Annotated in this window: 23 protein-coding genes; 11 read left to right on the forward strand and 12 right to left on the reverse strand. The window is 62.7% G+C overall.

All coding sequences use genetic code 11. The annotated features are described in order from the left end of the window. Nucleotides 1–20: 20 nt before the first annotated feature. Complete coding sequence (pdxR, locus tag ACT5M9_RS15040) at nt 21–1445, reverse strand: MocR-like pyridoxine biosynthesis transcription factor PdxR (protein WP_457982271.1); 1425 nt, start codon at nt 1443–1445, stop codon at nt 21–23. Nucleotides 1446–1679: 234 nt separating this feature from the next. On the opposite strand from pdxR, the gene ACT5M9_RS15045 reads away from it, so the two are divergent. The 3 genes from ACT5M9_RS15045 (at nt 1680) to ACT5M9_RS15055 (ending at nt 3467) form a co-directional block, all read left to right on the forward strand. Beyond that, the gene (locus tag ACT5M9_RS15045) at nt 1680–2147 is read left to right on the forward strand and encodes an OsmC family protein (RefSeq protein WP_457982273.1); all 468 of its coding nucleotides are present in this window, start codon (nt 1680–1682) and stop codon (nt 2145–2147) included. A gap of 137 nt (nt 2148–2284) precedes the next feature. Continuing rightward, on the forward strand, nt 2285–2746 hold the full coding sequence (locus ACT5M9_RS15050; RefSeq protein WP_457982274.1) for a rhodanese-like domain-containing protein: 462 nt from the start codon (nt 2285–2287) through the stop codon (nt 2744–2746). After that, the gene (locus ACT5M9_RS15055) at nt 2736–3467 is read left to right on the forward strand and encodes a GNAT family N-acetyltransferase (protein ID WP_457982276.1); all 732 of its coding nucleotides are present in this window, start codon (nt 2736–2738) and stop codon (nt 3465–3467) included. Before ACT5M9_RS15050 ends, ACT5M9_RS15055 begins: the two co-directional genes overlap by 11 nt. A 79-nt stretch (nt 3468–3546) precedes the next feature. Here the strand turns inward: ACT5M9_RS15055 and ybaK are convergent, their stop codons facing one another. Further along, complete coding sequence (gene ybaK, locus ACT5M9_RS15060; RefSeq protein WP_042643734.1) at nt 3547–4017, reverse strand: Cys-tRNA(Pro) deacylase; 471 nt, start codon at nt 4015–4017, stop codon at nt 3547–3549. Nucleotides 4018–4217: 200 nt separating this feature from the next. On the opposite strand from ybaK, the gene ACT5M9_RS15065 reads away from it, so the two are divergent. Continuing rightward, complete coding sequence (locus ACT5M9_RS15065; RefSeq protein ID WP_457982277.1) at nt 4218–5696, forward strand: sensor domain-containing diguanylate cyclase; 1479 nt, start codon at nt 4218–4220, stop codon at nt 5694–5696. Between the two features lie 72 nt (nt 5697–5768). Here the strand turns inward: ACT5M9_RS15065 and ppc are convergent, their stop codons facing one another. Then, the gene (gene ppc / locus ACT5M9_RS15070) at nt 5769–8402 is read right to left on the reverse strand and encodes a phosphoenolpyruvate carboxylase (protein ID WP_457982278.1); all 2634 of its coding nucleotides are present in this window, start codon (nt 8400–8402) and stop codon (nt 5769–5771) included. A 216-nt stretch (nt 8403–8618) separates the two neighbouring features. Then, nucleotides 8619–9764 (reverse strand): acetylornithine deacetylase, encoded by a 1146-nt coding sequence (gene argE, locus ACT5M9_RS15075; protein WP_457982280.1) that lies wholly within the window; start codon nt 9762–9764, stop codon nt 8619–8621. Between the two features lie 261 nt (nt 9765–10025). Here argE and argC point away from each other — a divergent pair, with 261 nt between their 5' ends. The 7 genes from argC to ACT5M9_RS15110 all read left to right on the forward strand — a co-directional run bounded on the left by argC (nt 10026) and on the right by ACT5M9_RS15110 (nt 17462). Then, complete coding sequence (gene argC / locus ACT5M9_RS15080; protein WP_457982282.1) at nt 10026–11033, forward strand: N-acetyl-gamma-glutamyl-phosphate reductase; 1008 nt, start codon at nt 10026–10028, stop codon at nt 11031–11033. A gap of 14 nt (nt 11034–11047) precedes the next feature. Next, entirely contained in the window at nt 11048–11827 is a 780-nt protein-coding gene (gene argB, locus ACT5M9_RS15085; protein ID WP_457982283.1) for an acetylglutamate kinase, read from the forward strand. A 25-nt stretch (nt 11828–11852) separates the two neighbouring features. Then, on the forward strand, nt 11853–12764 hold the full coding sequence (locus ACT5M9_RS15090) for an ornithine carbamoyltransferase (RefSeq protein WP_457982284.1): 912 nt from the start codon (nt 11853–11855) through the stop codon (nt 12762–12764). Nucleotides 12765–12819: 55 nt separating this feature from the next. Further along, nucleotides 12820–14055 carry an argininosuccinate synthase gene (locus ACT5M9_RS15095; protein WP_457982286.1) on the forward strand — a complete coding sequence of 412 codons (1236 nt, stop codon included), beginning with the start codon at nt 12820–12822 and terminating at the stop codon, nt 14053–14055. A gap of 251 nt (nt 14056–14306) precedes the next feature. After that, nucleotides 14307–15689, forward strand: a complete 1383-nt coding sequence (gene argH, locus ACT5M9_RS15100) for an argininosuccinate lyase (RefSeq protein WP_457982288.1) — start codon at nt 14307–14309, stop codon at nt 15687–15689. A 127-nt stretch (nt 15690–15816) separates the two neighbouring features. Continuing rightward, entirely contained in the window at nt 15817–16455 is a 639-nt protein-coding gene (locus ACT5M9_RS15105; RefSeq protein WP_457982290.1) for an FMN-binding negative transcriptional regulator, read from the forward strand. A gap of 215 nt (nt 16456–16670) precedes the next feature. Then, nucleotides 16671–17462 carry a hypothetical protein gene (locus tag ACT5M9_RS15110; protein ID WP_457982291.1) on the forward strand — a complete coding sequence of 264 codons (792 nt, stop codon included), beginning with the start codon at nt 16671–16673 and terminating at the stop codon, nt 17460–17462. Nucleotides 17463–17574: 112 nt separating this feature from the next. Here the strand turns inward: ACT5M9_RS15110 and ACT5M9_RS15115 are convergent, their stop codons facing one another. The 8 genes from ACT5M9_RS15115 to ACT5M9_RS15150 all read right to left on the reverse strand — a co-directional run bounded on the left by ACT5M9_RS15115 (nt 17575) and on the right by ACT5M9_RS15150 (nt 23324). Further along, nucleotides 17575–17787 carry a hypothetical protein gene (locus ACT5M9_RS15115; protein WP_457982293.1) on the reverse strand — a complete coding sequence of 71 codons (213 nt, stop codon included), beginning with the start codon at nt 17785–17787 and terminating at the stop codon, nt 17575–17577. A 99-nt stretch (nt 17788–17886) separates the two neighbouring features. Further along, nucleotides 17887–18228, reverse strand: a complete 342-nt coding sequence (locus tag ACT5M9_RS15120) for a DUF1294 domain-containing protein (protein WP_457982294.1) — start codon at nt 18226–18228, stop codon at nt 17887–17889. Nucleotides 18229–18313: 85 nt separating this feature from the next. Next, on the reverse strand, nt 18314–18901 hold the full coding sequence (locus ACT5M9_RS15125) for a sugar O-acetyltransferase (protein WP_457982295.1): 588 nt from the start codon (nt 18899–18901) through the stop codon (nt 18314–18316). A 203-nt stretch (nt 18902–19104) separates the two neighbouring features. Next, nucleotides 19105–19941 carry a transporter substrate-binding domain-containing protein gene (locus tag ACT5M9_RS15130; protein ID WP_457982297.1) on the reverse strand — a complete coding sequence of 279 codons (837 nt, stop codon included), beginning with the start codon at nt 19939–19941 and terminating at the stop codon, nt 19105–19107. Beyond that, nucleotides 19938–20699: an amino acid ABC transporter ATP-binding protein gene (locus ACT5M9_RS15135; protein WP_457982298.1), complete on the reverse strand. Its 762-nt coding sequence runs from the start codon at nt 20697–20699 to the stop codon at nt 19938–19940. Before ACT5M9_RS15135 ends, ACT5M9_RS15130 begins: the two co-directional genes overlap by 4 nt. Next, nucleotides 20696–21358 (reverse strand): amino acid ABC transporter permease, encoded by a 663-nt coding sequence (locus ACT5M9_RS15140; protein ID WP_457982444.1) that lies wholly within the window; start codon nt 21356–21358, stop codon nt 20696–20698. The genes ACT5M9_RS15135 and ACT5M9_RS15140 overlap by 4 nt, the downstream gene beginning before the upstream one ends. A gap of 92 nt (nt 21359–21450) precedes the next feature. Beyond that, nucleotides 21451–22116 (reverse strand): amino acid ABC transporter permease, encoded by a 666-nt coding sequence (locus tag ACT5M9_RS15145; protein ID WP_457982299.1) that lies wholly within the window; start codon nt 22114–22116, stop codon nt 21451–21453. After that, nucleotides 22113–23324 (reverse strand): threonine synthase, encoded by a 1212-nt coding sequence (locus tag ACT5M9_RS15150; protein WP_457982300.1) that lies wholly within the window; start codon nt 23322–23324, stop codon nt 22113–22115. The genes ACT5M9_RS15145 and ACT5M9_RS15150 overlap by 4 nt, the downstream gene beginning before the upstream one ends. Nucleotides 23325–23410 lie beyond the last annotated feature (86 nt).

Raw genomic sequence — 23410 nt, forward strand, 5'->3', positions numbered from 1 at the left:
TGCGAGACAGAGGTGCAGGGCTAGCCCCTCATCACCTCGCCCAGCCGGCGGCAGAGCCGGCGCAGGGTCTGGTTGTCTAGACAACCGAAGCCGAGCAACCAGCCCTCCCGGGTCCGCTCCCCCAGGTGAAACTGACCCAGAGGGCGCAGCCCCAGTCCGAGGGCGTTGGCTGCCGCCGTCCAGCGCGCCTCGCCGCCGGGGGGCAGCAGCACGGCGCACTGCAGGCCGGCACCGCTGTGGATGGGGGTGAGCTCGGGACAGTGCAGCGCCAGCTCGGCCAGCAGCAGATCCCGCCGGCTCTGGTAGACGAGCCGACTCTGGCGCAGGTGGGCGGCGAAGTGGCCGGCGCGGATAAAGTCCGCGGTGACCGCCTGCTGCAATTGGTTGCTGTGGCCGTCGATGGCGGCGCGCGCCCGCCCGAAGGCCTCCATCAAGGGGCGTGGCAGCACCAGATAGGCGAGGCGCAAGGAACCGAACAGCACCTTGCTGAAGGTGCCCACATAGATGACCCGGCCCTGCCCATCCAGCCCTTGCAGGGCGGGCAGGGGACGCTGATCGTACTGATATTCCCCGTCGTAATCGTCCTCCAGCACCCAGGCCCCCTGGCGCTCGGCCTCGGCCAGCAAGGCCATGCGCCGCGGCAGGCTCATGGGCACACCGAGGGGATACTGGTGGGCCGGGGTGCAGTAGATGAGCCTGGGCTTTGGATGCTCTCCCGTAGGGTTGAGCCCCTCCTCATCCACGGGCACAGGGTGGATGCGGGCGCCGGCACTCTCCATGGCGGTGCGCGCCCCCGGATAGCCGGGATCCTCCACCCAGACGCAGTCTCCTGCGTCTATCAGCAGCTGGGTCGCCAGCATGATCCCCTGCTGGGAGCTGGTGAGGATCAGGATCTGATCCGATTCGCACACCACGCCCCTGGACTGCACCAGGTAACTGCTGATGGCTTGGCGCAGCTCGGGCAACCCCTGGGGATCCCCGTAGTTCATCCAGTCGCCAGCGCGCTGGCGCCACTGCTGCTGCATCAGTCGGCCCCAGAGCTGCTGGGGGAAGAGACGGGGATCCGGCTGGCTGGAGGCAAAGGAGTTGCCAACCTCTGGCACCTCCTCGCAGGCGCCCCCCGCCGCCATCTCCTGACCACGGCGAGAGAGCCCGGCCGCCGACTGGGGCGGGCGAGGGGCTGGCCGCACCGCCGCCAGCGCCACGAAGCTGCCGGCCCCCACCCTGCGCACCAGATAGCCTTCCGATTCCAGCCGGCCGTAGGCAAGCTCCACAGTGCTGCGGGAGATGCCGAGATCGCTCGCCAGCAGGCGGCTTGCGGGCAAGCGGCTGTGCTGGGGCAGGTGGCCCGCGAGTATGGCTTCGCGCAAGGTGCGCACCAGCTGTTCATGCAGGGGCAGATCGGTTTGCTGCTGGTGGGCGAACAGGGTTGGCAGGACCGTCATGGCTGGCACCCATCGGCTTCCCGTCGGGTGCGTGCCAAGTGCTCATGGAGAGGCAGAGCAGTTTGCTGCTGGTGGGCGAATAGGGTGGGCAGGACCGTCATGTCGGCCTCCGGTGACAGGGGAAGGAAAGCGTCATTGGTCTGCTTATATTGGCAAAATTGGTCGGGGTGGCAAGGCCATTCTCTCGCTACAGTGAAGTCAGCGTTCAGGCCTTAGTCATCACAAGGAGTCGGTATGTCGGAATTTGGCGCCATCATCAAATGGCAGCGGGGGGAGGATGAGTCCTTCGTTGATCAGCGCTACAGTCGGGCCCACAGCTGGGAGTTTGACGGCGGCGTGCGGGTGCCCGCCTCCTCCTCCCCACACGTAGTGCCCTTGCCCTATTCGGTGGCCGAGAATGTCGACCCCGAGGAGGCCTTCGTCGCGGCGCTCTCCAGCTGCCATATGCTCACTTTCCTCTGGCTGGCGGCCAAGGCGCGCTATCGGGTGGAGAGCTATCAGGACGAGGCGCTCGGCATCATGGAGGCGGACGAGCGCGGTCGCCAGTCCATCACCCGGGTCCGGCTGCGCCCCCGCATCGTCTTTGGGGGCGAGCGGCAGCCGACGTTGCCTGAGCTGGAGCAGCTGCATCATCAGGCCCACGAGGAGTGCTTTATCGCGAACTCGGTGCGAACCGTCGTCACCACTGAGATCAGAACCTAATCGGGGCGGACGGTTGTCACTACCGAGATCAGGCCCTAATCAGGGTGGACGGTTATCACCATAGAAATGAGGCATTAATCGGTGGTGTGAACCCTAGTCACCACCGAAATCAGAAACGAGTCGCAAGGAGCATCAGGATGAGTCAGGTATTGAGTACAGGGGTGGCGAGCCCGGTGGAGGCCAGCGCGTTTTTCGAGGCCCAGCTGAAATATCGCACCGATCCGGCGGATCTGGCCGCGGATCTGCTGAGCGGGGAGGCGGGTGAGGGCGGGAAGATAGTGGTCATCGACACCCGCTCCCCCGCCCACTACGCCGAGGGCCATATTCCGGGGGCGGTTTCTTTCCCCCATCGCACCATGAATCCGGCCAGCACGGCGGCCCTGCCCAGGGACAAGGTCTATGTCTGTTACTGCGATGGCATCGGCTGCAACGGTTCGACCCAGGGGGCCTACAAGCTGGCGGCGTTGGGCTTTCAGGTAAAGGAATTGATCGGTGGCCTGCACTGGTGGCGTCAGGACGGCTTCGCCGTCGCCACCGGCAGCGAGGTCGGGGTTTTGCAGAAAGAGCTGTTGGAAGGAGGGATTGCCTGTGCCTGCTAAGCCGCTTGTTACCCATATTACGAACGAGTTCGATCAGCCCGTTGGCGCCGAGGTGCCGGGCTGGGCTGGGGCCGAGTTCCCCCCCAAGGCGGTCATGAGCGGTTGGGGCTGCCGGCTGGAGCCGCTGGATCCCGCGCGTCACTGCGACTCGCTCTGGCAGGCATTTGGTGCCGACAGCGGGGCCATGTGGACTTATCTCACCAGCGGTCCCTTCGAGGATGAGGCGGCCATGTTGGCCTGGCTGCAACAGAGCGCCGCCAAGGCGGATCCCCAGTTCTATGCGATCGTGGACGAGGCGAGCGGCCAGGCGCTGGGGCTCGCCAGTTATCTGCGCATCGACCCCGCCGCCGGCAGCATAGAGGTGGGCTGGCTGCACTTCTCCCCCGCCATGCAGCGCACCCGCCTCTCTACCGCGGCCATGGCGCTGATGATGGGCAACGCCTTCGCGCTCGGCTACCGGCGCTACGAGTGGAAGTGCAACGATCTCAATTGGCCCTCCCGTCATGCGGCGCTGCGCCTCGGCTTCAGCTATGAGGGCACCTTCCGCCAGGCCCGGGTGGACAAGGGGCGTTCCCGGGATACGGCCTGGTTCTCGGTGATCGACGGCGAATGGCCGGCCCTGAAAACGGCCTTCGAGCGCTGGCTGGCGGATGAGAACTTCGATGGGCAGGGGCGCCAGATATTGCGGCTCTCCGATCTTCGCCTGTCGCGCCAAGACTGACCAGGCTAGGCCCATAAGACTAAGCCCATAAAACGAGAGAGGCCCCGCATTGCGGGGCCTCTCTCTTGCACGCTGTGACTTAGTCGTGATGATCGCCAATGGGGGCGGCAATCCACTTCATCAGGGTCAGCATGTCCTGGGGAGCCACGCCCACCGAGAGGCCGCGCTTGCCGCCGCTCACCAGGATCTCGTCATACTGCATGGCGGAGTCGTCCAGCACGGTGGGCAGCAGCTTCTTCTGGGCCAGCGGGCTGATACCGCCCACCTTGTAACCGGTCAGCTTCTCGGCCTCCGCCGGCTTCATCATTTCCACCTTCTTGAGTCCCGCCGCCTTGGCCAGCTGCTTCAGGCTGCACAGGCCGGAGGAGGGCACTATGGCTACCACCGCCTGCTTGTCATGGTGGGCGATCAGGGTCTTGAACACCTGGGCCTCCGGCAGGCCGAGCTGGGTCGCGGCATGCTTGCCGAAATCGTCGTGGGCCTCGCACTCGTAGGGGTAGAGCTTATGGGGGATCTTCAGCTTTTTCAGCAGGTTGATAGCGGGGGTCATCAGATTTCCTCGAGCCGGGACAAGGTCAGACAGTCTGCGCCCGAGATGCTGGCATGGCAAGGGGCGCGGTCAATTCGCCCCATGACGCAGAGCGCTTGCGAGGACGCGGCCTCCGGATCCCGCCTATGCTCTGAGGGCTAAACCCTGCATGCCTATACTGGATGCGTCGCAATGTTGGCAAGGGAGAGGGATCCTAACCCGTGAGTAGCTCAGTGATAAACCTGCCGAGTGCCGAGCCCTTCGGTCGCCATGACGCCCTGGCGCGGTTGACCGCCCTCGACCGTGCCTATGGCATCGTCGAGTTCGATCTCGCCGGTCGCATGGTCGCGGCCAACCCCTTGTTCTGCTCCATCCTGGGGTACAGCCTGCAGGAGCTGCTCGGCCAGTCTCACCGTCTGCTGGTGCCACCGGAGCTGCAGGAAGGGCACGCAGCCTTCTGGCAGGGGGTGCTCAGCGGCGAGATCCACGGCGGGGCCTTCCGCCGTGTCCTGCGGGACGGCAGCAACCTCTGGATCCATGCCACCTATACCCCGATCACCGACGAGACGGGTACTCCCCTCGGGGTGATCAAGCTCATCCACGACATCACCCAGGAGGTGCTGGCGGAGCAGCGCGTCGAGCTGCAGAGCCAGATGTTCGACATCATAGTGGCCGCCCATCAGAGTTTTCTGCTGGACCGCAACCTGGGATCGGCCTGCGATACCATCTTCGAGCGCTTGCTGAGCGTGAGCCAGAGTGCCTACGGCTTCATCGGTATAGTCCAGCATGAAGAGGGTCAGCCCAGCCTCTATGTGCCCTCCATCTCCAATCTCTCTTGGGACGAGGCCACCCATGCCTGGTACGAGCAGCAGCGCCAGAGCCGGGGAGGCCTCATCTTCAACAAGCTCGACAACCTGTTCGGCCATGTGGTGACCCACAACGAGCTGGTGTGCAGCAACGATCTGCCGAACCATCCGGCGAGTCGCGGCTCATCCCCCCGCGGCCATCCCCAGCTGTACAGCTTCCTCGGCATCCCCATTCGCCACAAGGGGGAGGCCATCGGCATGATAGCCCTGGCCAACCGTCCCGGTGGTTTTGACGAGAGTCTGGTGAGCCTGCTCGAGCCCCTCACCACGGCCCTCGGAACCCTGATCCACGCTCGTAACCTGGAGGAGGAGCGCAGCCGGATGGAGCAGGTGCTGCGTTTCAACGCCGAGCATGACTTCCTGACCCGCCTGCCCAATCGCAGCCGTTTCTTCAGCCAGGCCAATCTGCTGCTGGCCCATCTGCTGGTGCATCCGGAAGAAAGGAACTGCTGCCTGGCCCTGATCGATATCGATTTCTTCAAACAGATCAACGATGAGTACGGCCATCTCGCCGGCGATGCGGTGTTGCGGGAGCTGGCCCAGTTGCTGATGCAGGGGGTGCAGGGCAGGGATCTGGTGGCTCGTTTCGGTGGGGAGGAGTTCATCCTGCTGCTGCGCGGTGTCGACCCTGAGGAGGCGAGATCTCTCATGGAGCGCATCCGCATGGCGATCGAGCGGCACAGCTTCCGCCATCAGGGGGGGCTCATCCCGGTGACCATCAGCGTCGGTCTGACCCCCTTCCGGCCCGATTACCACTCCATGGATGACTGGATCCAGTGCGTGGATCTGCACCTCTATGAGGCCAAGCGCCTCGGACGTAACCGTATTGCCTAGGGTTGCCGGATACCGGAAATAGAAAAGGGCGCCACAATGGCGCCCTTTTTGCGTTTGATGCGAGATCCGTGATCAACCCGTGTTGCGCATGCCGGCGGCAATCCCGGCTATGGTGACCATCAGCGCCTGATCCAGCTCCGGGTGCAGGGTCTCGGGGTGGTTGCGGGAGCGACCCAGCAGCTCGACCTGCAGCACGTTGAGGGGATCCGTGTAGGGGTTGCGCAGCTTGATGGACTCCTTGATCCAGGGCTGGTCATCGAGCAGATCCCCCTGCGGGCGCAGCTCAAGCACCACCTGGATGGAGTCGGAGAGCTCCTGACGCAGCTGTTTGCCCAGAGCCCACAGCTCGGTCGGTACCAGACGGGTGTCATAGTACTCCGCGAGCCAGAGGTCGGCCTTGAGGAACACCATCTCCAGCATCTCAAGGCGGGTGCGGAAGAAGGGCCACTGGCGGCTCATCTCGTCCAGCACGGCCTTGTGACCGTCGTCGATGGCCTGTTGCAGCCCCTTGTGGGCGCCGAGCCAGGCCGGCAGCATCAGCCGGTTCTGGGTCCAGGCGAAGATCCAGGGGATGGCGCGCAGGCTCTCGACACCGCCGTTCGGCTTGCGTTTGGCAGGACGGGAACCGAGCGGCAGCTTGCCGAGCTCCATCTCCGGGGTGGCGGCACGGAAGTAGGGAACGAAGTCCTGATGGCCACGGACGATGGAGCGGTAGTGCTCGCAGGAGGACTCGGCGACCTGCTCGATCACGGCGCGCCAGCTCTCCTTCGGCTTCGGCGGTGGCAGCAGATTCCCCTCCAGCACGGCGCTGGTGTAGAGATTCAGGCTGTTGATGGCGACCTTGGGCAGGCCGAACTTGAAGCGGATCATCTCCCCTTGCTCGGTCACCCGCAGGCCGCCGCGCAGGGATCCCGGCGGTTGGGACAGGATCGCCTGATGGGCGGGGGCGCCGCCGCGACCGACGGTGCCGCCACGGCCGTGGAACAGGGTCAGACGCAGGTTGTTGGCCTCGGCCAGCGCCACCAGGGACTCCATGGCGGCGTACTGGGCCCAGCCGGCGGCCATCATGCCTGCGTCTTTGGCGGAATCCGAGTAGCCGATCATCACGTACTGACGGCCCTGGATGTAGCCGCGATACCAGTCAACGGACAGCAGGCGCTCCATCACGGCGGTGCCCGCCATCAGGTCTTCCTGGGTCTCGAACAGCGGCGCCACCGGCATGCGGAACTTGCAACCGGCCTCTTTCAGCAGCAGCTGCACCGCCAGCACGTCGGAGGGGGCGCCGGCCATGGAGATGATGTAGATGCCGAACGCATCCGGGTCGTGCTGGGCGATCACCCGGCAGGTGTCTATGGTCTCGCGAGTCTCGGCGCTCGGCTCCCAATCGGTCGGGATCAGCGGGCGGCGGGAGTTCAGTTCGTTCAGCAGGAAGGCCTGCTTGTCGTCCTCGCTCCACTCGGCGTAGTCACCCATGCCGAGGTAGCGGGTCAGCTCGGAGAAGACCTGGCCGTGGCGCTCGCCGTCCTGGCGGATGTCGAGCTTGACCAGATGGATGCCGAAGCAGGCGAGCTTGCGCAGTACGTCCAGCAGCATGCCGTCGGCGATGTTGCCCATGCCGCAGGCGTGCAGGCTGTGGTAGCAGAGCTCAAGGGGCTCGCGCAACTGGGCCGTGGTCTTGACCAGATCCCGGCTCTCGCTCACCTGGCCCTGTACCTTGGCGGTCAGGTACTCCTGGGTCTCGCGCAACTGCTCGCGCAGCTCCCGTACCAGGGCGCGGTAGGGCTCCGGGTTGTCACCCACCAGTTTGCGCAGATCCTCGGTGCAGTCAGCCATGGAGAGCTCTGAGGTGAGCTCCTTGATGTCGCGATAGAAGAGGTTCACCGCCATCCAGCGGCCCAGCTCCAGAACCTCGGCGGTCACCTTGGCGGTGACGAAGGGGTTGCCGTCACGGTCACCGCCCATCCAGGAGGTGAACTTGACCGGCGCGGCATCCAGGGGCAGGCGCACACCCAGGTGGTGTTGCAGGCGCTCGTCCAGATGGCGCATGAATTCGGGAATGGCGGGCCAGAGGCTGTTTTCCACCACGGCGAAGCCCCACTTGGCCTCGTCCACCGGGGTGGGGCGCTGCTCGCGGATCTCGTTGGTGTGCCAGGCCTGATTGACCAGCTGTTCGATGCGATTGAGGATCTTGTCCCGCTCACGGGGCAGCAGATCGGAGAGCTCCAGCGCCTCCAGGCAGTCGTTGAGCTGCACATGCTTGTGGATCAGGGTGCGACGGGTCACCTCGGTGGGGTGAGCGGTCAGCACCAGATCGATGTCCAGTTCGCGCACGGCCTGGATGATGGCCTCCTGGGACAGGTTGGAGGCTTTCAGCTTGTCAAACATCTGCTCCAGGGGATCCGGGGTGCAGACTTGCTCTTCGCAGCGGCGGGAGATGGTGTGGAACTGTTCCGCCACGTTGGCCAGATTGAGGAACTGGCTGAAGGCGCGGGCCACGGGCAGCAGCTCGTCATCGGAGAGGGTGCGCAGGGTCTCGAGCAGGCGTTCCCTGTCTGCCTCATTACCCTTGCGGGAGGATTTGGCCAGTTGGCGAATGGTCTCGATCTTGTCGAGGAAGGCCTGTCCCTGATGATCCTTGATGGACTTGCCCAGCAACTGGCCCAGCATGCCTACGTTGGCGCGTAGAGCGGCGTACTTTTCGTTCATTCCACATCCTTATTTTTGTTGGTGCCTCCTGACCTTCCTAGGCGAGAGGCAGCCCCACTTATTGTTGTGCGATTACAACATATGCTCCGTCATCTTAGGGGGACAATCTACCCAGATTGTCTGCGCAAGGTCAAATAACAGGCCGATTCAGAACATGTATTTCCCTCACCTGTCCCGCCCCGGCATGTCATGTAACTTACTTACATTCTGCCCCTGTCAGATGCAGAAACGCCGGACCAGGTGCTGCAATACCGCCGTGGTCGGTTTGACAAACGACAGATCCAGATACTCATCCGGCTGGTGGGCCTGGGCGATATGGCCAGGGCCCAGCACTATGGTTTCACAACCGAGCAGCTGGATGAAGGGGGCCTCGGTGCAATAGTTCACGGATTGCGCGGCCTGGCCGCTCGCCAACTCAGCTTCCCGCACCAGATCCGAGTCATCCTTGCAGGCGTAGGCGGGGATGGGCTCGTGCAGGTGCTGCAGGTGCAGGCAGCCCGGCTGGTGGATCTCGATGGGGGAGAGGGCCTCCTTGAGCATCCCCATCAGCTCGTCCGGCCCCACCTGCGGGGTGGGTCTCATATCGATGTGTAACTCGCAGCAGCCGCAGATGCGGTTCGGGCTGTCCCCCCCCTGGATGTAACCCAGGTTCAGGGTCGGCTGGGGCACGGCGAATCTATGATCCGCGTATTTGTCCTTCAGATCTTGCTGCAGCTTCAGCACCTGCCCCATGGCCTTGTGCATGATCTCCATGGCGTTGACCCCGTTGGCAGGATCCGAGCTGTGGCCGCTCCGGCCCGTGATGCGGATCGCCTCGGACATGTGTCCCTTGTGGGCCACCACGGGCACCAGGCCGGTGGGTTCGCCGATCACGGCGTAGTCCGGCTTGAGCTCGGCCGCATCGGCGATGGCGCGGGCCCCCGCCATGGTGGTCTCCTCATCCGCGGTGGCGAGGATGCGCAGGGGCTTGTTGAGGGTGGTCAGATCTATATCTTTCAGCGCCTCCACGATAAAGGCGAAGAAGCCCTTCATGTCGATGGTGCCCAGGCCATAGAGGCGGTTGTCCTCCTCGGTCACCTTGAAGGGATCCTTGCGCCAAGCGCCCTCATCAAAGGGCACGGTATCCGTGTGACCCGCCAGCAACAGGCCTCCCTCGCCCTGGCCGATCGTCGCCACCAGGTTGAACTTGCCGGGCAGATCCGGCAGGGCAGTCACCTCGCAATGAAACCCCAGCTGACCGAACCAGTCCGCCAGCAGACGGATCACCCCCTCGTTGCTCTGATCCCAGCGGGGATCCGTGCTGCTGATGGAGGGAATCGCAATAATATTCTTATAAAGTGAAAAAAAATCCAGATTGGCCATCAGCTCCTCCTTGCGTCCCCGGAATCTTTCTGTTAGAAAATACAAATGCAAAGTGAGTGCATGAATATTCTTTTCGAGTGCTCATCGACAAGGCTTCTAGTTGTAAGGGAAAGTTAATGTTCTGTCACCTGATCTGTAACCGACGACACAACCCCGCCTGAATTGCCCCTCCGCACACAGAGTGTCAAAGGGGCGATAGCTGACCCTTTGCGCTACAGCATCGCGCTGTGAACTTCAAACCCAGACTTGGAATACTCAACAATGCTTAACACCGTTATCGTCGGTGCCAGTGGCTACGCGGGAGCCGAACTGGCCGCACTGGTCCAGAACCATCCACAACTCAAGCTGTTCGGCCTCTATGTCTCAGCCGGCAGCCAGGACGCGCACAAGCGCTTCTCCTCCCTCCATCCCCAGTGGGTCGGTGCGCTGGATCAGCCCCTGCTGCCCCTGGACGAGGATGGTATGACCCGGATCCTGACCCAGGCCGATCTCGTTCTGCTGGCCACCGCCCACGAGGTGAGCGCCGAGCTCGCGCCCAAGTTCCTGGCCAAGGGGCTGCCGGTGTTCGATCTCTCCGGCGCCTTCCGGGTCAAGGATCAGCAGTTCTACTCCTCCTTCTACGGTTTCACCCACGAGAGCGAGCAGTGGCTGGATCAGGCGGTCTACGGTCTGGCGGAGTGGAACGCCGATGCCATCCAGAGTGCCCAGCTCATCGCCGTGCCGGGCTGCTACCCGACGGCGTCCCTCTGCGCCCTCAAGCCGCTGCATCAGGCGGGCCTGATCGCCAGGGAGTGGCAGCCCATCATCAACGCGGTCTCCGGTGTCTCCGGGGCCGGTCGCAAGGCGGCCATCAACACCAGTTTCTGCGAGGTGAGCCTGAACCCTTACGGCACCTTCAATCACAGACACCAGCCGGAGATCAGCCACCACCTCGGCAAGGGGGTGCTGTTCCAGCCCCACCTCGGCAACTATGTGCGTGGCATCCTGGCCACCATCTATGTGCAGCTGGCGGACGGCGTGACTCAGGTCCAGGTGGATCAGGCCTATCTCAAGGCCTATGAGGGCAAGCCCCTGGTGCGCCTCACCGGCCAGATGCCCTCCATCCGCGGGGTGGCAGGCACCCCATACTGCGACCTCGCCTGGCAGCAGCAGGGCAACATGCTGGTGGTGGTCTCCGCCATCGACAACCTGCTCAAGGGCGCCGCCTCCCAGGCCATGCAGTGCATAAATATCAAATTTGGATTTGAACCGGCCACCGGCCTGATTTAAGGAAGGATTGAGACATGGACAAGCAGACACTGGTTATCAAGTTGGGTGGGGCGCTTATCGAGAATGACGAGGCGCTGACTGCCCTGTTCGCCACCCTGAAGACATTCCTGAACGAGCAACACAAACCCCTGGTGCTGGTGCACGGCGGCGGCTGCCTGGTGGACGACCTGCTCAAGGGGCTGGGTCTCACCTCCACCAAGAAGAACGGCCTGCGGGTCACCCCGTTCGACCAGATCCCCTTTATTGCCGGCGCCCTGGCGGGCACGGCGAACAAGATGATGATGGCCAAGGCCATCGCCACCGGCACTCCGGCGGTGGGGCTCTGCCTCGCCGATGGCGGCCTCTGTCAGGTGACCCAGCTCGACCCGGATCTCGGCGCGGTCGGTGACTGCCAGCCGGGCAACCCGGCCCTGGTGCAAGGGATCCTGGGGCAGAACTTCCTGCCTGTGGTGAGCTCCATCGGCATCACCGCCGAGGGCCAGCTGATGAACGTCAACGCGGATCAGGCGGCCACTGCCATCGCCGAGGCACTCGGTGCCGATCTGGTGATGCTGTCCGACGTGAGCGGCATCCTGGATGGCAAGGGCAAGCTGGTGCCGCAGCTGGACAAGCAGAGCGCCCTGGATCTGATGGAGAAGGGGGTCATCCGCGACGGCATGGCGGTCAAGGTGAAGGCGGCCCTGCACGCCGCCGAGACCCTGGGCAAACCGGTCTGTGTCGCGAGCTGGCGCTACCCGGATCAGCTGCTCAAGCTGCTGGCCGGCGGCGCCGTCGGCACTCAAGTCTGCCTCTGACATTCACCGGGAAAAGGACAATCCGATGCAACATCTTCTGAAAGACAGCGACTTAAACAAGGCCCAGATCGAGGCGCTGATCGCGCTGGGCAAATCGGTCAAGGCCGACCCGAAGAAGTACGGCCAGGCCCTGGCAGGCAAGAGCGTGGTGACCCTGTTCGAGAAGCCGTCCCTGCGCACCCGGGTCACCTTCGACATCGGCATCGCCCGCCTCGGCGGTCACAGCGTCTATCTGGATCAGCAGAACGGGGCGCTCGGCAAGCGGGAATCGGTGCAGGACTTCGCCGCCAACCTGTCCCGCTGGTGTGACGCCATAGTCGCGCGGGTGTTCGATCACCAAACCCTGGTGGGGTTGGCGGAGCACGGCAGCGTGCCTGTGGTGAACAGCCTGTGCAACCTCTACCACCCCTGCCAGGGGCTGGCGGACTTTATGACCATTGCTGAACACTACGCCGATCTGTCAAAGGTGAAGCTCGCCTACCTTGGCGATGGCAACAACGTCAGCCACTCCCTGCTGCTGCTGGGGGCGACGCTCGGCACAGACGTGACCCTGGTCTGCCCGAAGGGTCACGGCCCGGACACCCAGATCTTCCTGCAGGCCCAGGCCCTGGCGGCCCAGTCCGGCGCGCACATCCATATCAGCGATGACGTGGGCGCCATCGAGGGCTTCGACGTGGTTTATACCGACACCTGGGTCTCCATGGGTGACAACACGCCAATGGAGCAGGTAAAAGATATCTTTATGCCTTATCAGATCAACCAGGCCCTGCTCGACCGGACCGGCATCCAGCACGTGCTGCACTGCCAGCCGGCGCACCGGGAGCTGGAGATCACCTCGGAGGTCATGGACGGCCCAGCCTCCCTCATCCTGGATGAGGCAGAAAACCGGATGCATATCCAGAACGCCGTGCTGCTGACCCTGCTCGGGCACAAGTGACGCGACAACCGACCCTGAATCAAACACCTTATCGAATCATCATGGAGAGAAGTAAATGAGCGGAATCAACAAGATCGTACTGGCTTACTCGGGCGGACTGGATACCTCGGCCATCATTCCCTGGCTGAAGGAGAACTATGACGCGGAAATCGTCGCCTTCGTCGCCGACGTCGGCCAGGAGCGCGACGATCTGGAAGGGATCGAGCAGAAGGCCATCGCCTCCGGCGCCACCAAGTGCATCGTCAAAGACCTGCGCGAAGAGTTCGTCAAAGAGTACGTCTACCCGACCCTGAAGACAGGGGCCGTCTACGAAGGCACCTATCTGCTGGGCACCTCCATGGCCCGTCCCATCATCGCCAAGGCCATGGTGGAAGCGGCCCTGGCGGAAGGCGCCGACGCCATCTCCCACGGTTGCACCGGCAAGGGCAACGATCAGGTGCGTTTCGAAGGGGCCGTGGCCGCCCTGGCGCCACAACTGAAGGTGATCGCCCCCTGGCGTCTGTGGGACATGCGCTCCCGTGAGGATCTGCTGGCCTATCTGGAAGCCCGCGACATCCCCTGCAAGGCGACCCTGAAGAAGATCTACAGCCGCGATGCGAACGCTTGGCACATCTCCACCGAGGGTGGCGAGCTGGAGAGCACCTGGAACGAGCCGTCCGAAGCGGTCTGGCAGTGGACCGTCTCCGCCGAGCAGGCACCGAACGAGCCGGAATACGTCAAGCTGACCGTGGCCCAAGGCGAAGTGGTCGCGGTCGACGACCAGCCGCTCAGCCCGCATCAGATCCTGATGACCCTGAACGAGCGTGCCGGCAAGCACGGCGTCGGCCGCATCGACATCACCGAGAACCGCATGGTGGGCATGAAGTCCCGCGGCTGCTACGAGACCCCGGGTGGTACCGTCATGGTCGCCGCGCTGCGCGCCGTGGAAGAGCTGGTGCTGGATCGTCCGACCCGCGCCTGGCGGGAAAAACTCGGTGCCGAGTTCTCCCACCTGGTCTATGACGGTCGCTGGTTCACCCCGCTGTGCAAGGCGATCAAAGCCTCTGCTGACGCCATCGCCGAGGATCTCGACGGCGAAGTGGTGCTGAAGATGTACAAGGGTCAGGTCACCGCGGTGCAGAAGAAGTCGCCGAACAGCCTCTACTCCGAAGACTTCGCCACCTTCGGCGCCGACGAGGTGTACGACCAGAGCCACGCAGAAGGCTTCATCCGCCTCTACACCCTGGCCAGCCGGATCCGCGCCATGAAGGAGCAACATCAGGCCATCGGCGGCGATCATACCCACGGCTGATGTATTGGTTTTACCCGCTAACACCGGTGAGGGGGCTTTGCCCCCTCGTTTATAGATGGCGGCTTGGCCCCCTCACTTATAAGCGGCGGTATGTGACGAAAGCGGCAGCGCCTTGGCCGCGGCTGTGAGATAAGTCTCTGTCAGACGAGAGACTCGCAGCCAAGCAAGGCAAGATTTCAGCGCGCAGGCCAGGGGCCGCGCCAGTGCGGCAGGCGCAAGGCGCCGCCGGCAACGTATTCAAGGAGAGCAGTATGGCACTTTGGGGTGGACGCTTCAGTCAGGGCGCAGACAGCAGATTCAAGCAATTCAACGACTCGTTGCGCTTCGATTACCGCCTGGCGGAGCAGGATATCCAGGGCTCCATGGCCTGGGCCCGCGCCCTGGTCAAGGTCGGCGTCTTGACCGGCGATGAGCAGGCACAGCTGCAACAGGCGATGGAAGTGCTGCTGGCCTCGGTGCAGCAGGATCCCCAGCAGATCCTGAGCTCGGATGCCGAAGACATCCACTCCTGGGTCGAAGGCAAGCTGATCGACGCCGTGGGGACCCTCGGCAAGAAGTTGCACACCGGCCGTTCGCGCAACGATCAGGTCGCCACCGACTTGAAGCTCTGGTGTAAGGCCCAAGGGGAGCTGCTGCTCGCCTCCATCACAGGGCTGCAGCAGGGGTTGGTGGCGTCGGCCCGTGCCAATCAGGCCGCCGTGTTGCCCGGCTACACCCATTTGCAGCGTGCCCAGCCGGTCACCTACGCCCACTGGGCCCTGGCCTATGTGGAGATGCTAGAGCGGGACTATTCCCGTCTGCAGGATGCGCTCAGGCGCCTCGATACCAGCCCCCTCGGTTGCGGCGCCCTGGCGGGTACCGCCTACGCCATCGACCGGGAGGCGCTGGCGCTGGACATGGGCTTTAGCGGCGCTACCCGCAACAGCCTGGATTCGGTGTCGGACCGGGATCACGTGGTGGAGCTGATGCACGTGGCGTCCCTCTCCATGGCACACCTGTCCCGCTTCGCTGAGGATCTTATCTTCTACAACACCGGCGAGGCGGGCTTCGTCGAGTTGTCCGATGCGGTCACCTCGGGTTCCTCCCTGATGCCCCAGAAGAAGAACCCGGATGCGCTGGAACTCATCCGTGGCAAGACCGGCCGGGTGGTCGGTGCCCAGATGGGCATGCTGATGAGCCTCAAGGCGCTGCCGCTCGCCTACAACAAGGACATGCAGGAAGACAAGGAGGGGCTGTTCGACGCCCTCGACACCTGGCACGACTGCCTGGACATGGCGGCGCTGGTGCTGATCGATCTGAAAGTGAATGGCGAGCGCACCATGGCCGCGGCCCAGGGTGGCTACGCCAACGCCACCGAGCTGGCAGATTATCTCGTCGCCAAGGGCATCCCCTTCCGCGAGGCGCACCATATCGTCGGCGAGACGGTGGTCTACGCGATCGGGGTGAAGAAGCCATTGGAGGAGCTTTCCATCTCTGAGTTCCAGCGCTTCAGCCCCGTGGTGGGAGAGGACGTCTATCCGAACCTGGAGCTGGAGGCGACCCTGGCCAAGCGGGTCGCCAAGGGCGGCGTCGCCCGGGAGCAGATCGAAGGCGCCCTGGTCGCCGCCGAAGCCTGGCTGGCCAAGCGCGGCTGATTGCCGGGCTGAATGCAACGAAGAGGGCCTTGGCCCTCTTTTTTATTTCTGTGTCATCGCCTGCCGACCCCGATTGCGTGAGAATGGGCAGGTGCACGGACGCACCGCCATCCATCAAGGAGTTCCTATGTATCTGCCAACCCACTTCGCCGTCACCGATCCCGAGGCGCTGCACGCGCTGATGCGGGCCCATCCGCTGGGGGCCCTGATCACTCATGGGGAAGGGGGGCTGGATGCTAATCACCTGCCGTTCGAATTCGATGCAGGGGAAGGGGAACATGGCGTCCTGCGCGCTCATGTGGCTCGCAACAACCCGCTCTGGCAGGCGGTGACGGATGGCCAGGAGGTGCTGGTGATCTTCAAGGCCGCCGATGCATATGTCTCCCCGAACTGGTATCCGAGCAAGCAGGAGCACCACAAACAGGTGCCGACCTGGAACTACGCCGTGGTACACGCCCATGGCCGCATTAGGGTGCGGGACGATGCCCGCTTCGTGCGCCGTCTGCTGGCGAGCCTGACGAGGGTTCACGAGGCCGCCGAGCCTAGCCCCTGGAAGATGGCGGACGCGCCGCGAGACTATCTCGAGGCCATGGTGGCGGCTGTGGTCGGCATCGAAATCGAGATAACCGGGCTGGTGGGCAAGTTCAAGTTGAGTCAGAACAAGGAGGCGGCGGATCGGCAGGGGGTCGTCGATGCCCTGCAGGAAAGGGATCAGGCAGCGCTGGCAGAGGCGATGCAACATTTGTCCTCGTCGGTGTCGCGCTAACCCGAATCCGCTTTAGAGCGAAAAGCAGTAACCCCAGTTATTATTTAATTTTGTAATCAATTTGGATGCAAGCATTAGCTATACACGTCAACGAATGTTAATGTTTTTACATTTAGTGGGGGCCGATTAAACGTGTGTATGGTTATAATTTTTAATAGACTTTCACATTGAAAAATGGCACGTCAATGATAAGCAGCTGAAATTAGCGAGACAGTATGGAAGAATTATTAACACAGTTACTTCAAGTTAAATATATTAATCTCATTGCAGGTGGGGTTGCGGGCTGTATAGGGGGGGTATTTACAGCCTGGTTTACACAAAGAGCATTAAATAGGCGAGGGATTTTCTCTTACTCTGTGACCCACAATAGAGTTGGTGTTTCTTCTGAGGATATGGTCTTCGGAAAGGTTATAGTAACGTGGAATGGAAATGAAGTAAAAAATTTATACCTATCAACTATAGAAATGAAAAATGAAAGCTTTAATGATTATGAAAATGTAATTGTTCGTACTTATACAAGTGATACACTGTTAATGAATGAACAAACTCAGATCGTTGATACACCTAATCCATTAGAGTTTTCAGATAAATATAAAGCTCAGATATTTGTTAAAGATGGGGAGATGTATAGCACTAATCAAATCGCGCTTTATAGTGGGCAACGTGAATATATTATACCGGTTTTCAATAGGGGACAATCCATTCGGATTACCTATCTTAACTCTGCCAATACACTTGACATGCCGAACATTTGGTTGTCTGTAGCAATAAAAGGGGTTAAGTTGAAATTTCAAGCCCCACAGAACCAAACTCTCGGTGTCCCACAAAATCAAGCTGCATTCATTGGTGTTGTGATCGGTGTAGGAATTCTGATTATCCTTCCAATGTTCATTACGAACTCTTGGGTTATTGCAATATGTGCAATGCTCTATGGCTTTGTAGCACAATTGCCAGGCGCATTCACAATTAAATTATATCGCTGGATAAAAGAAAGTATTGGCGGATGATAGACCATGATTAATATTTGGGCTTTGAAGCTGAGAGGTTAATGAAATACCCATAAGATTATTAGCAAAAACGGCAACCCTGGTTGCCGTTTCGATTGCTGCCTCGCCGGGTTCACAGATCCCTGAACGGTTTGCGCTTCTCCTGCTCGAGCACTATGGCCTCCAGGTTGGCGACCCGCTCCTGCAGCTCCCTGATGATCATGTCCTGCTTGCCGAGGCGGTCGGTGATGCGAGCATCCCCCAGCTGATAGCGGGCGCGCTTGCCGAGGTAGCCGAACAGCACGCTGATAAAAACGATCAGGACTATGCCTGTCCACATGGTCATACACGACTCCTTGCCGATGCATAAACGAGAGGATCCATCTCGCTGGCTATCGTTGTCTCACAGCCGCCGGCGGGCGGCAATACCCGTCCAGGCGCCGGTTCAGGCTCCCTGCCAGAGCGGCCTGCCGACCCAGAGTCCCCAGAGGGTCAAATGCAGCAACACGATAAACCAGAATACCAGCCGATAGCTCCCCTTCTGGGTCTTGTGGCGCAGCCAGTGGCGGGCGACCAAGGCGCCGGGCCAGCCGCCGAGCAGTTCCAGCAGATGCAGGCGGGCTTCCGGCACGCGCCAACCGCCACGCACGGCCTGGCGTTTGTCGTGGGCGTAGGCCAGGGCCGTCAACAGGCTCATGGTGGTGATAAGGGCCAGTGGCCACCAGTTGGCGTCCACCATGCCGAGCCAGCCGCCCCACAGCAGGGGCAACAGGGCGAGCCAGATCATAAGACTTGCTCCTCTGGTTTGTGGGCACTCGGGGGCTGGCTGAGGCCGGCAGAGGTGCCCATGGCGAGGGGGCTGCGCAGCCGATTCACTGCATGATCTCCGGATCCCGCGGCTCGTCCGGGCTCAGGGTGCGGATGACCCTGGCCGGGTTGCCGACGGCCAGGGAATCGGCCGGGATGTCGCGGGTCACCACGGCACCGGCCCCTATGATGGATCTCGGCCCTATGGTGACGCCTGGGCAGATGATGGCGCCGCCGCCAATCCAGCAGTCATCGCCGATGCGCACCGGCTTGTTGTAGGCGGTCCAGTTGCGGCGCTCCAGGTGGTTCAGGCTGTGGGTGGCTGTGTAGATCTGCACATTGGGGGCCAGCAAGACGTTGTTGCCTATGTGCACCTCACCCACGTCCAGTATGGTGACGTTGAAGTTGAAGAAGGTCTTCTCGCCGATGTGGATGTTGCGGCCAAATTCGCAGGTGAAGGGGGTGCTGATCCAGCAGGAGTCCGGGCAGTGGCCGAACAGCTCGCCACACAGGCGCTGGCGCAGGAGGTGATCCCCGGAGGGAGAGGCGTTGAACTGTGCCAGCAGTGCCTGGCCGCGGATGCGGTCGTTGGCTATCTCCTCGGTCTGGGTGAGGGGGCCACCCGCCAGAATTCCATCCCAATCGCTTGCCATGCTCTCATCTCCTCATGTGCCAAGAGGCGCCAGTATACGCAACTTGTCAGGAGGCGTCAGGAGGCTCTCATCTGAGACTGATGATCCCGTCAATAAAAAAGGCGTCACCCAAGGGGGGACGCCTGCAAAACCAAACCTTGCGGTTTGCGGACCAACGGAACCAAGGATCACACACACTCAGCACTTCTTCGGGACGGCGGGGATCAACCCTGCCACTTGCCTCCTTCCACTATCACGTCGTTGGGATCTGTATCGGCGCTCAGCTTCTCACGCACGTACTGGTCGTAGAGCTTGAGCAGGTATTTCTCCTCCCCCAGCTTGGCGAGACGGTCGTTGACCCAATCACGCAGCTCGATATTGCCCTTCTTCACCGCCGGGGCGATCGGGTCTTCCGAACCCAGCTTCTGGGGCAGCACGCGATAACCCGGATTCTCCTTGGCCCAGCTGAACAGCACCAGGTTGTCCTGGGCGTAGGCATCGCCACGGCCCTGGGCCAGGGCCTGCAGGGATTCGGAGTTCTTCTCGAACTTGAGTACCTTCCAGTCCGGGTGATTGCGGGTCAACCAGATGTCGGCGGTGGTGCCGGTGGTGACGATCAGGGTCTTGTCCGCGAGATCGTTCAGCCCCTTGGCGGCGCTCTTCTCCGGCACCAGCACCTGCACCGCCACCCTCAGGTTTGGGTTGGTGAAGTCCACCACCTCGCGCCGCTCCGGGGTCACCGTCATGTTGGCGAGGATGAGATCCACCTTGTCGCTCTGCAGGAAGGGGATGCGGCTGGCGGGCTCGACCGCCACGAATTCAATCTTGTTCTCGTCCCCCAGCAGATCCTTGGCGAAACGGCGGCCGAGATCGGTGTCGAAGCCCACGTATTTCCCCTTCTCGTCCACGAAGCCGAAGGGGGGCTTGTCGGTGAAGACCCCGACGATGAGCTTGTCGCGGGCCTTGATCTTGTCGAGGGAACCGTCCGCCGCCTGGGCGGCGCCGCTGGCGATGCCCAGGCCGATGAGGGCGCTAAACAGTACCGAGGTAATTTTCTTCATGCTGACTCCTTTCGTTTGATGACATGGGTATAAGAAAACTTGGCGAGGAACTGGCGCGCACGCTGGCTCCTGGGGTTATCGAAAAACTGGCGGGGGCTGGCCTGCTCCAGGATGTGGCCCTCCTCCATGAAGACGATGCGATCCGCCACCGCCTGGGCGAACGCCAGCTCGTGGGTGACGATGAGCAGCGTCATGCCGCTGCCGGCGAGATCCCGGATCACCTCCAGCACCTCCTGCACCATCTCGGGGTCGAGGGCGGCGGTGACCTCGTCGAACAACATCACCTGGGGGTTCATGCACAGGGCCCGCACTATGGCGATGCGCTGCTGCTGGCCGCCGGAGATCTCGCGCGGATAGGCGTGGCGCTTCTCCCAGAGGCCCACCCGGGTCAACAACTGCTCCGCCTGCAGCAGGGCCTCGGCCCGCTCCCGTTTTTGCACCTGAAGGGGCCCGAGCAGCACGTTCTCCAGCACGGTCAGGTTCGGGAACAGGTGATAGCTCTGGAACACCATGCCGATGCGCTGGCGCACGCGCTGCCAGTCGGTCGCGGCATCCAGCGGCTGGCCATCGAAGCGGATCTCGCCGCCCTGAATGGGTTCGAGCCCGTTCAGGGTGCGCAGCAAGGTGCTCTTGCCGCAGCCGCTTGGCCCCAGGATGACTATCACCTCCCCGGTGTTCACGGCGAGGCTGACCCCGTCCAGTACCCGGTTCTGACCGAATTGTTTGCTGACGGCATTGAGTTCAAGCAGAGGCGTCATACCGCATTACCCCATTTTTGCTCGAGCCGGCGCGAGGCGAGCGAGAGCGGATAGCAGACCAGAAAGAAGAACAGAAACAGCAGGCCGTAGATGAGCAGCGAGGCATAGGTGCGCTCGATGATCTGCTGGCCCACCTTGATCACCTCCACCACCCCGATCAGCACCGCCAGCGAGCTGGTCTTGATGATGCGGGTGTGGATGTTGATGGTGGGCGGCGTCAGCCGTTGCAGCGCCTGGGGCAGCAGCACGTGGCGATAGAGCTGCCAGCGGGAGAGGCCTAGCGCCAGGCCGGCCTCCTGCTGACCACGGGCCAGGGACCCCAGGCCGCCGCGCACCACTTCCCCCACCTCGCTCGCGCCCCAGAGGGAGAGCACCAGCACGGCGCACCAGAAGGCCGGGATATCGAGGCCAAAGACGATGGGCAGCCCGAAGAAGAACAGATAGAGCCACACCAGCACGGGCACCACCCGAAACAGCTCCAGATACAGCCGCAGTACGCCCTGGGTCAGGCGGCCGCCCTGCTGGGCCAGCACGCCGTAGCCGAGGCCCCCTAAGGTGGCGAACAGGATGGCGAGCAACGAGATGGCGAGGGTCTGGCCCGCACCAATGGCCAGCAGGGGCAGGGCCTGGCTCAGCAACTCAGAAACCGGGGTGGCCATACTCATCCCTCCCTTCCAATACGTGTAGGGCAGGTGACGGCTGCGGCATAAAGATCCATGCCCACATGGGGAGCCGCGACTGCATCAGCGACTCAGTGACCGAATTGACCATATTGCAGCCTCCTCTCCAGGGCCCGCAGGGCCAGCGACAGTGGCAGAAAGATGAGCACACACATCAGGGTCAGCACCGCCAGCATCTCGTAGGTCTTGTAGTAGAGGGCGATGTAGTTCTTGGTGGTGTAGAGCAGCTCAGGCACCGCCACCGCCGAGGCGACCGTGGTCTCTTTGAGCAGGAAGATGAAGTTGGCAAAGAGCGCCGGCAGGCTGGCGAGCCAGGCCTGGGGCAGCTGCACGTGGCGCAGCAGTTGCCAGCGGGAGAGGCCGATGGCCTGGCCCGCCTCCAGCTGGCTGTGAGGTACCGCCGCCACCCCGGCCCGCAACGCCTCGGTCAGGTAGCCGCCGCCGAGGAAGGTCATGGCGATCACCGCCGTGGTGAAACCCGACAGGGACAGCCCCAGGGCCGGCAGCCCGAAGTAGAGGAAGAACAGCTGGATCAGCAGCGGCGTGTTGCGGGCCAGCTCCACATAGCCGCGGATCACCGCGGTCAGCCAGGGCCTGTGCAGGCCGAGCAACGCTACGTTGAGCAGGGCCACCGCGAGGGAGGTCGTGATGACGATGGCGCCGAGCTGCAGGGTGACCCAGACCGATTTGCCGAAGGCGGGCAGGGTGGCGACGATAAAGGCCCAGTCGAAGGTCATGCGGGGATCCTCCCGTCACGGCGCAGGCGCTGGGGCACGACTGTGATGGCGTCCGGGTACTTGATGCCGGCGCCCGTGTTGAGCACCACCACCCGCTCCCCTCCTTTTATCCAGCCCGATTCCCGCAGCTGGCGGGCGGCGGCGCAGGCGGCGGCCCCCTCCGGGCAGACGAAGCTGCCTTCCTGGGAGGCGAGCTGGCGAATTTCGTTCTGGATGGCCCTGTCGTCCACCGCGATGGCGCAGCCCTCGGTGCGATAGAGGGCGTCGAGCACCAGAAAGTCCCCCAGCGCCTTGGGTACATTGATGCCAAAGGCCAGGGTCTGGGAGTCGGGCCAGAAGGTCGATTCTGACGCTCCTTGCTGCCAGGCCTGCACTATGGGCGCGCAGCCGCTCGACTGCACCGCCACCAGCCGGGGCAGGTCACCCTTGACCCAGCCCAGCTCCTGCAACTCTCGCAGCGCCTTGTAGATGCCGATGAGGCCGACGCCGCCGCCGGTGGGGTAGAGGATCACGTCCGGCAGGGTCCAGCCGAACTGCTCGGCTATCTCCAGCCCCATGGTCTTCTTGCCCTCGATGCGATAGGGCTCCTTCAGGGTGGAGGCATCGAACAGGGACTGCTCCGCCACCGCCTGGGCCACCTGGCGACCGGCGTCGCTGATGAGGCCGTCCACCAGATAGAGGCGGGCACCGGCGAGGGAAGTCTCCAGCCTGGTGATGGCGGGCGCCGCCTGGGGCATGACTATGGTGCTGCGCAGGCCGGCGCGGGCACCGTAGAGCGCCCAGGCCGCGCCGGCATTGCCGTTGGTGGGCATGGCGAAATGGGCGATGCCGAGCTCGCGGGCTCGGGAGAGGCCGACCGCGGCACCACGGGCCTTGAAGGAGCCGGTGGGGATGATGCTCTCATCCTTCATCCAGAGATCCGGAATGCCTATCTGCTTGCCGAGTTTCGGCAGGGGCAACAGCGGGGTGAAGCCTTCCCCAAGCGTCACCACCTGGGCGGGATCGCGCACCGGCAGCAGCTCATGATAACGCCACAGGCTGGCGGGACGACCCAGCAGGGCCGCAGGGTGCCAGTCCTTCTTCAGGGCCTCGAGATCATAGCTGGCCAGCAGTGGCGCCCCGACCCGGCTCAGTTGCTGGGGCTGGTCGGCATCATGGATTTCGCCTGTCTTGCTGCAACGCAAATGGGAGAGATAGCTATAGGGCATGGATTATCCTGAGCGGGTCGTCTGGGCTGGTCGGTTATGCCATCCTGTGACCCAAGTGCCGGATAACAAACAAAATAAAGCGGCAA

This window comes from Aeromonas sp. AE23HZ002T15, from assembly GCF_054165525.2.

Bases quoted from the DNA above. Each gene is read 5' to 3' on its own strand.
- ppc (WP_457982278.1), bottom strand. From the start codon at position 8,402: ATGAACGAAAAGTACGCCGCTCTACGCGCCAACGTAGGCATGCTGGGC.
- argH (WP_457982288.1), top strand. From the start codon at position 14,307: ATGGCACTTTGGGGTGGACGCTTCAGTCAGGGCGCAGACAGCAGATTC.
- argB (WP_457982283.1), top strand. From the start codon at position 11,048: ATGGACAAGCAGACACTGGTTATCAAGTTGGGTGGGGCGCTTATCGAG.
- ACT5M9_RS15145 (WP_457982299.1), bottom strand. From the start codon at position 22,116: ATGACCTTCGACTGGGCCTTTATCGTCGCCACCCTGCCCGCCTTCGGC.
- ACT5M9_RS15140 (WP_457982444.1), bottom strand. From the start codon at position 21,358: ATGGCCACCCCGGTTTCTGAGTTGCTGAGCCAGGCCCTGCCCCTGCTG.
- ACT5M9_RS15130 (WP_457982297.1), bottom strand. From the start codon at position 19,941: ATGAAGAAAATTACCTCGGTACTGTTTAGCGCCCTCATCGGCCTGGGC.
- ACT5M9_RS15110 (WP_457982291.1), top strand. From the start codon at position 16,671: ATGGAAGAATTATTAACACAGTTACTTCAAGTTAAATATATTAATCTC.
- ACT5M9_RS15105 (WP_457982290.1), top strand. From the start codon at position 15,817: ATGTATCTGCCAACCCACTTCGCCGTCACCGATCCCGAGGCGCTGCAC.
- ACT5M9_RS15115 (WP_457982293.1), bottom strand. From the start codon at position 17,787: ATGACCATGTGGACAGGCATAGTCCTGATCGTTTTTATCAGCGTGCTG.
- ACT5M9_RS15050 (WP_457982274.1), top strand. From the start codon at position 2,285: ATGAGTCAGGTATTGAGTACAGGGGTGGCGAGCCCGGTGGAGGCCAGC.
- ACT5M9_RS15045 (WP_457982273.1), top strand. From the start codon at position 1,680: ATGTCGGAATTTGGCGCCATCATCAAATGGCAGCGGGGGGAGGATGAG.
- ybaK (WP_042643734.1), bottom strand. From the start codon at position 4,017: ATGACCCCCGCTATCAACCTGCTGAAAAAGCTGAAGATCCCCCATAAG.
- ACT5M9_RS15095 (WP_457982286.1), top strand. From the start codon at position 12,820: ATGAGCGGAATCAACAAGATCGTACTGGCTTACTCGGGCGGACTGGAT.
- argC (WP_457982282.1), top strand. From the start codon at position 10,026: ATGCTTAACACCGTTATCGTCGGTGCCAGTGGCTACGCGGGAGCCGAA.
- argE (WP_457982280.1), bottom strand. From the start codon at position 9,764: ATGGCCAATCTGGATTTTTTTTCACTTTATAAGAATATTATTGCGATT.
- ACT5M9_RS15135 (WP_457982298.1), bottom strand. From the start codon at position 20,699: ATGACGCCTCTGCTTGAACTCAATGCCGTCAGCAAACAATTCGGTCAG.
- pdxR (WP_457982271.1), bottom strand. From the start codon at position 1,445: ATGACGGTCCTGCCAACCCTGTTCGCCCACCAGCAGCAAACCGATCTG.
- ACT5M9_RS15090 (WP_457982284.1), top strand. From the start codon at position 11,853: ATGCAACATCTTCTGAAAGACAGCGACTTAAACAAGGCCCAGATCGAG.
- ACT5M9_RS15125 (WP_457982295.1), bottom strand. From the start codon at position 18,901: ATGGCAAGCGATTGGGATGGAATTCTGGCGGGTGGCCCCCTCACCCAG.
- ACT5M9_RS15120 (WP_457982294.1), bottom strand. From the start codon at position 18,228: ATGATCTGGCTCGCCCTGTTGCCCCTGCTGTGGGGCGGCTGGCTCGGC.
- ACT5M9_RS15150 (WP_457982300.1), bottom strand. From the start codon at position 23,324: ATGCCCTATAGCTATCTCTCCCATTTGCGTTGCAGCAAGACAGGCGAA.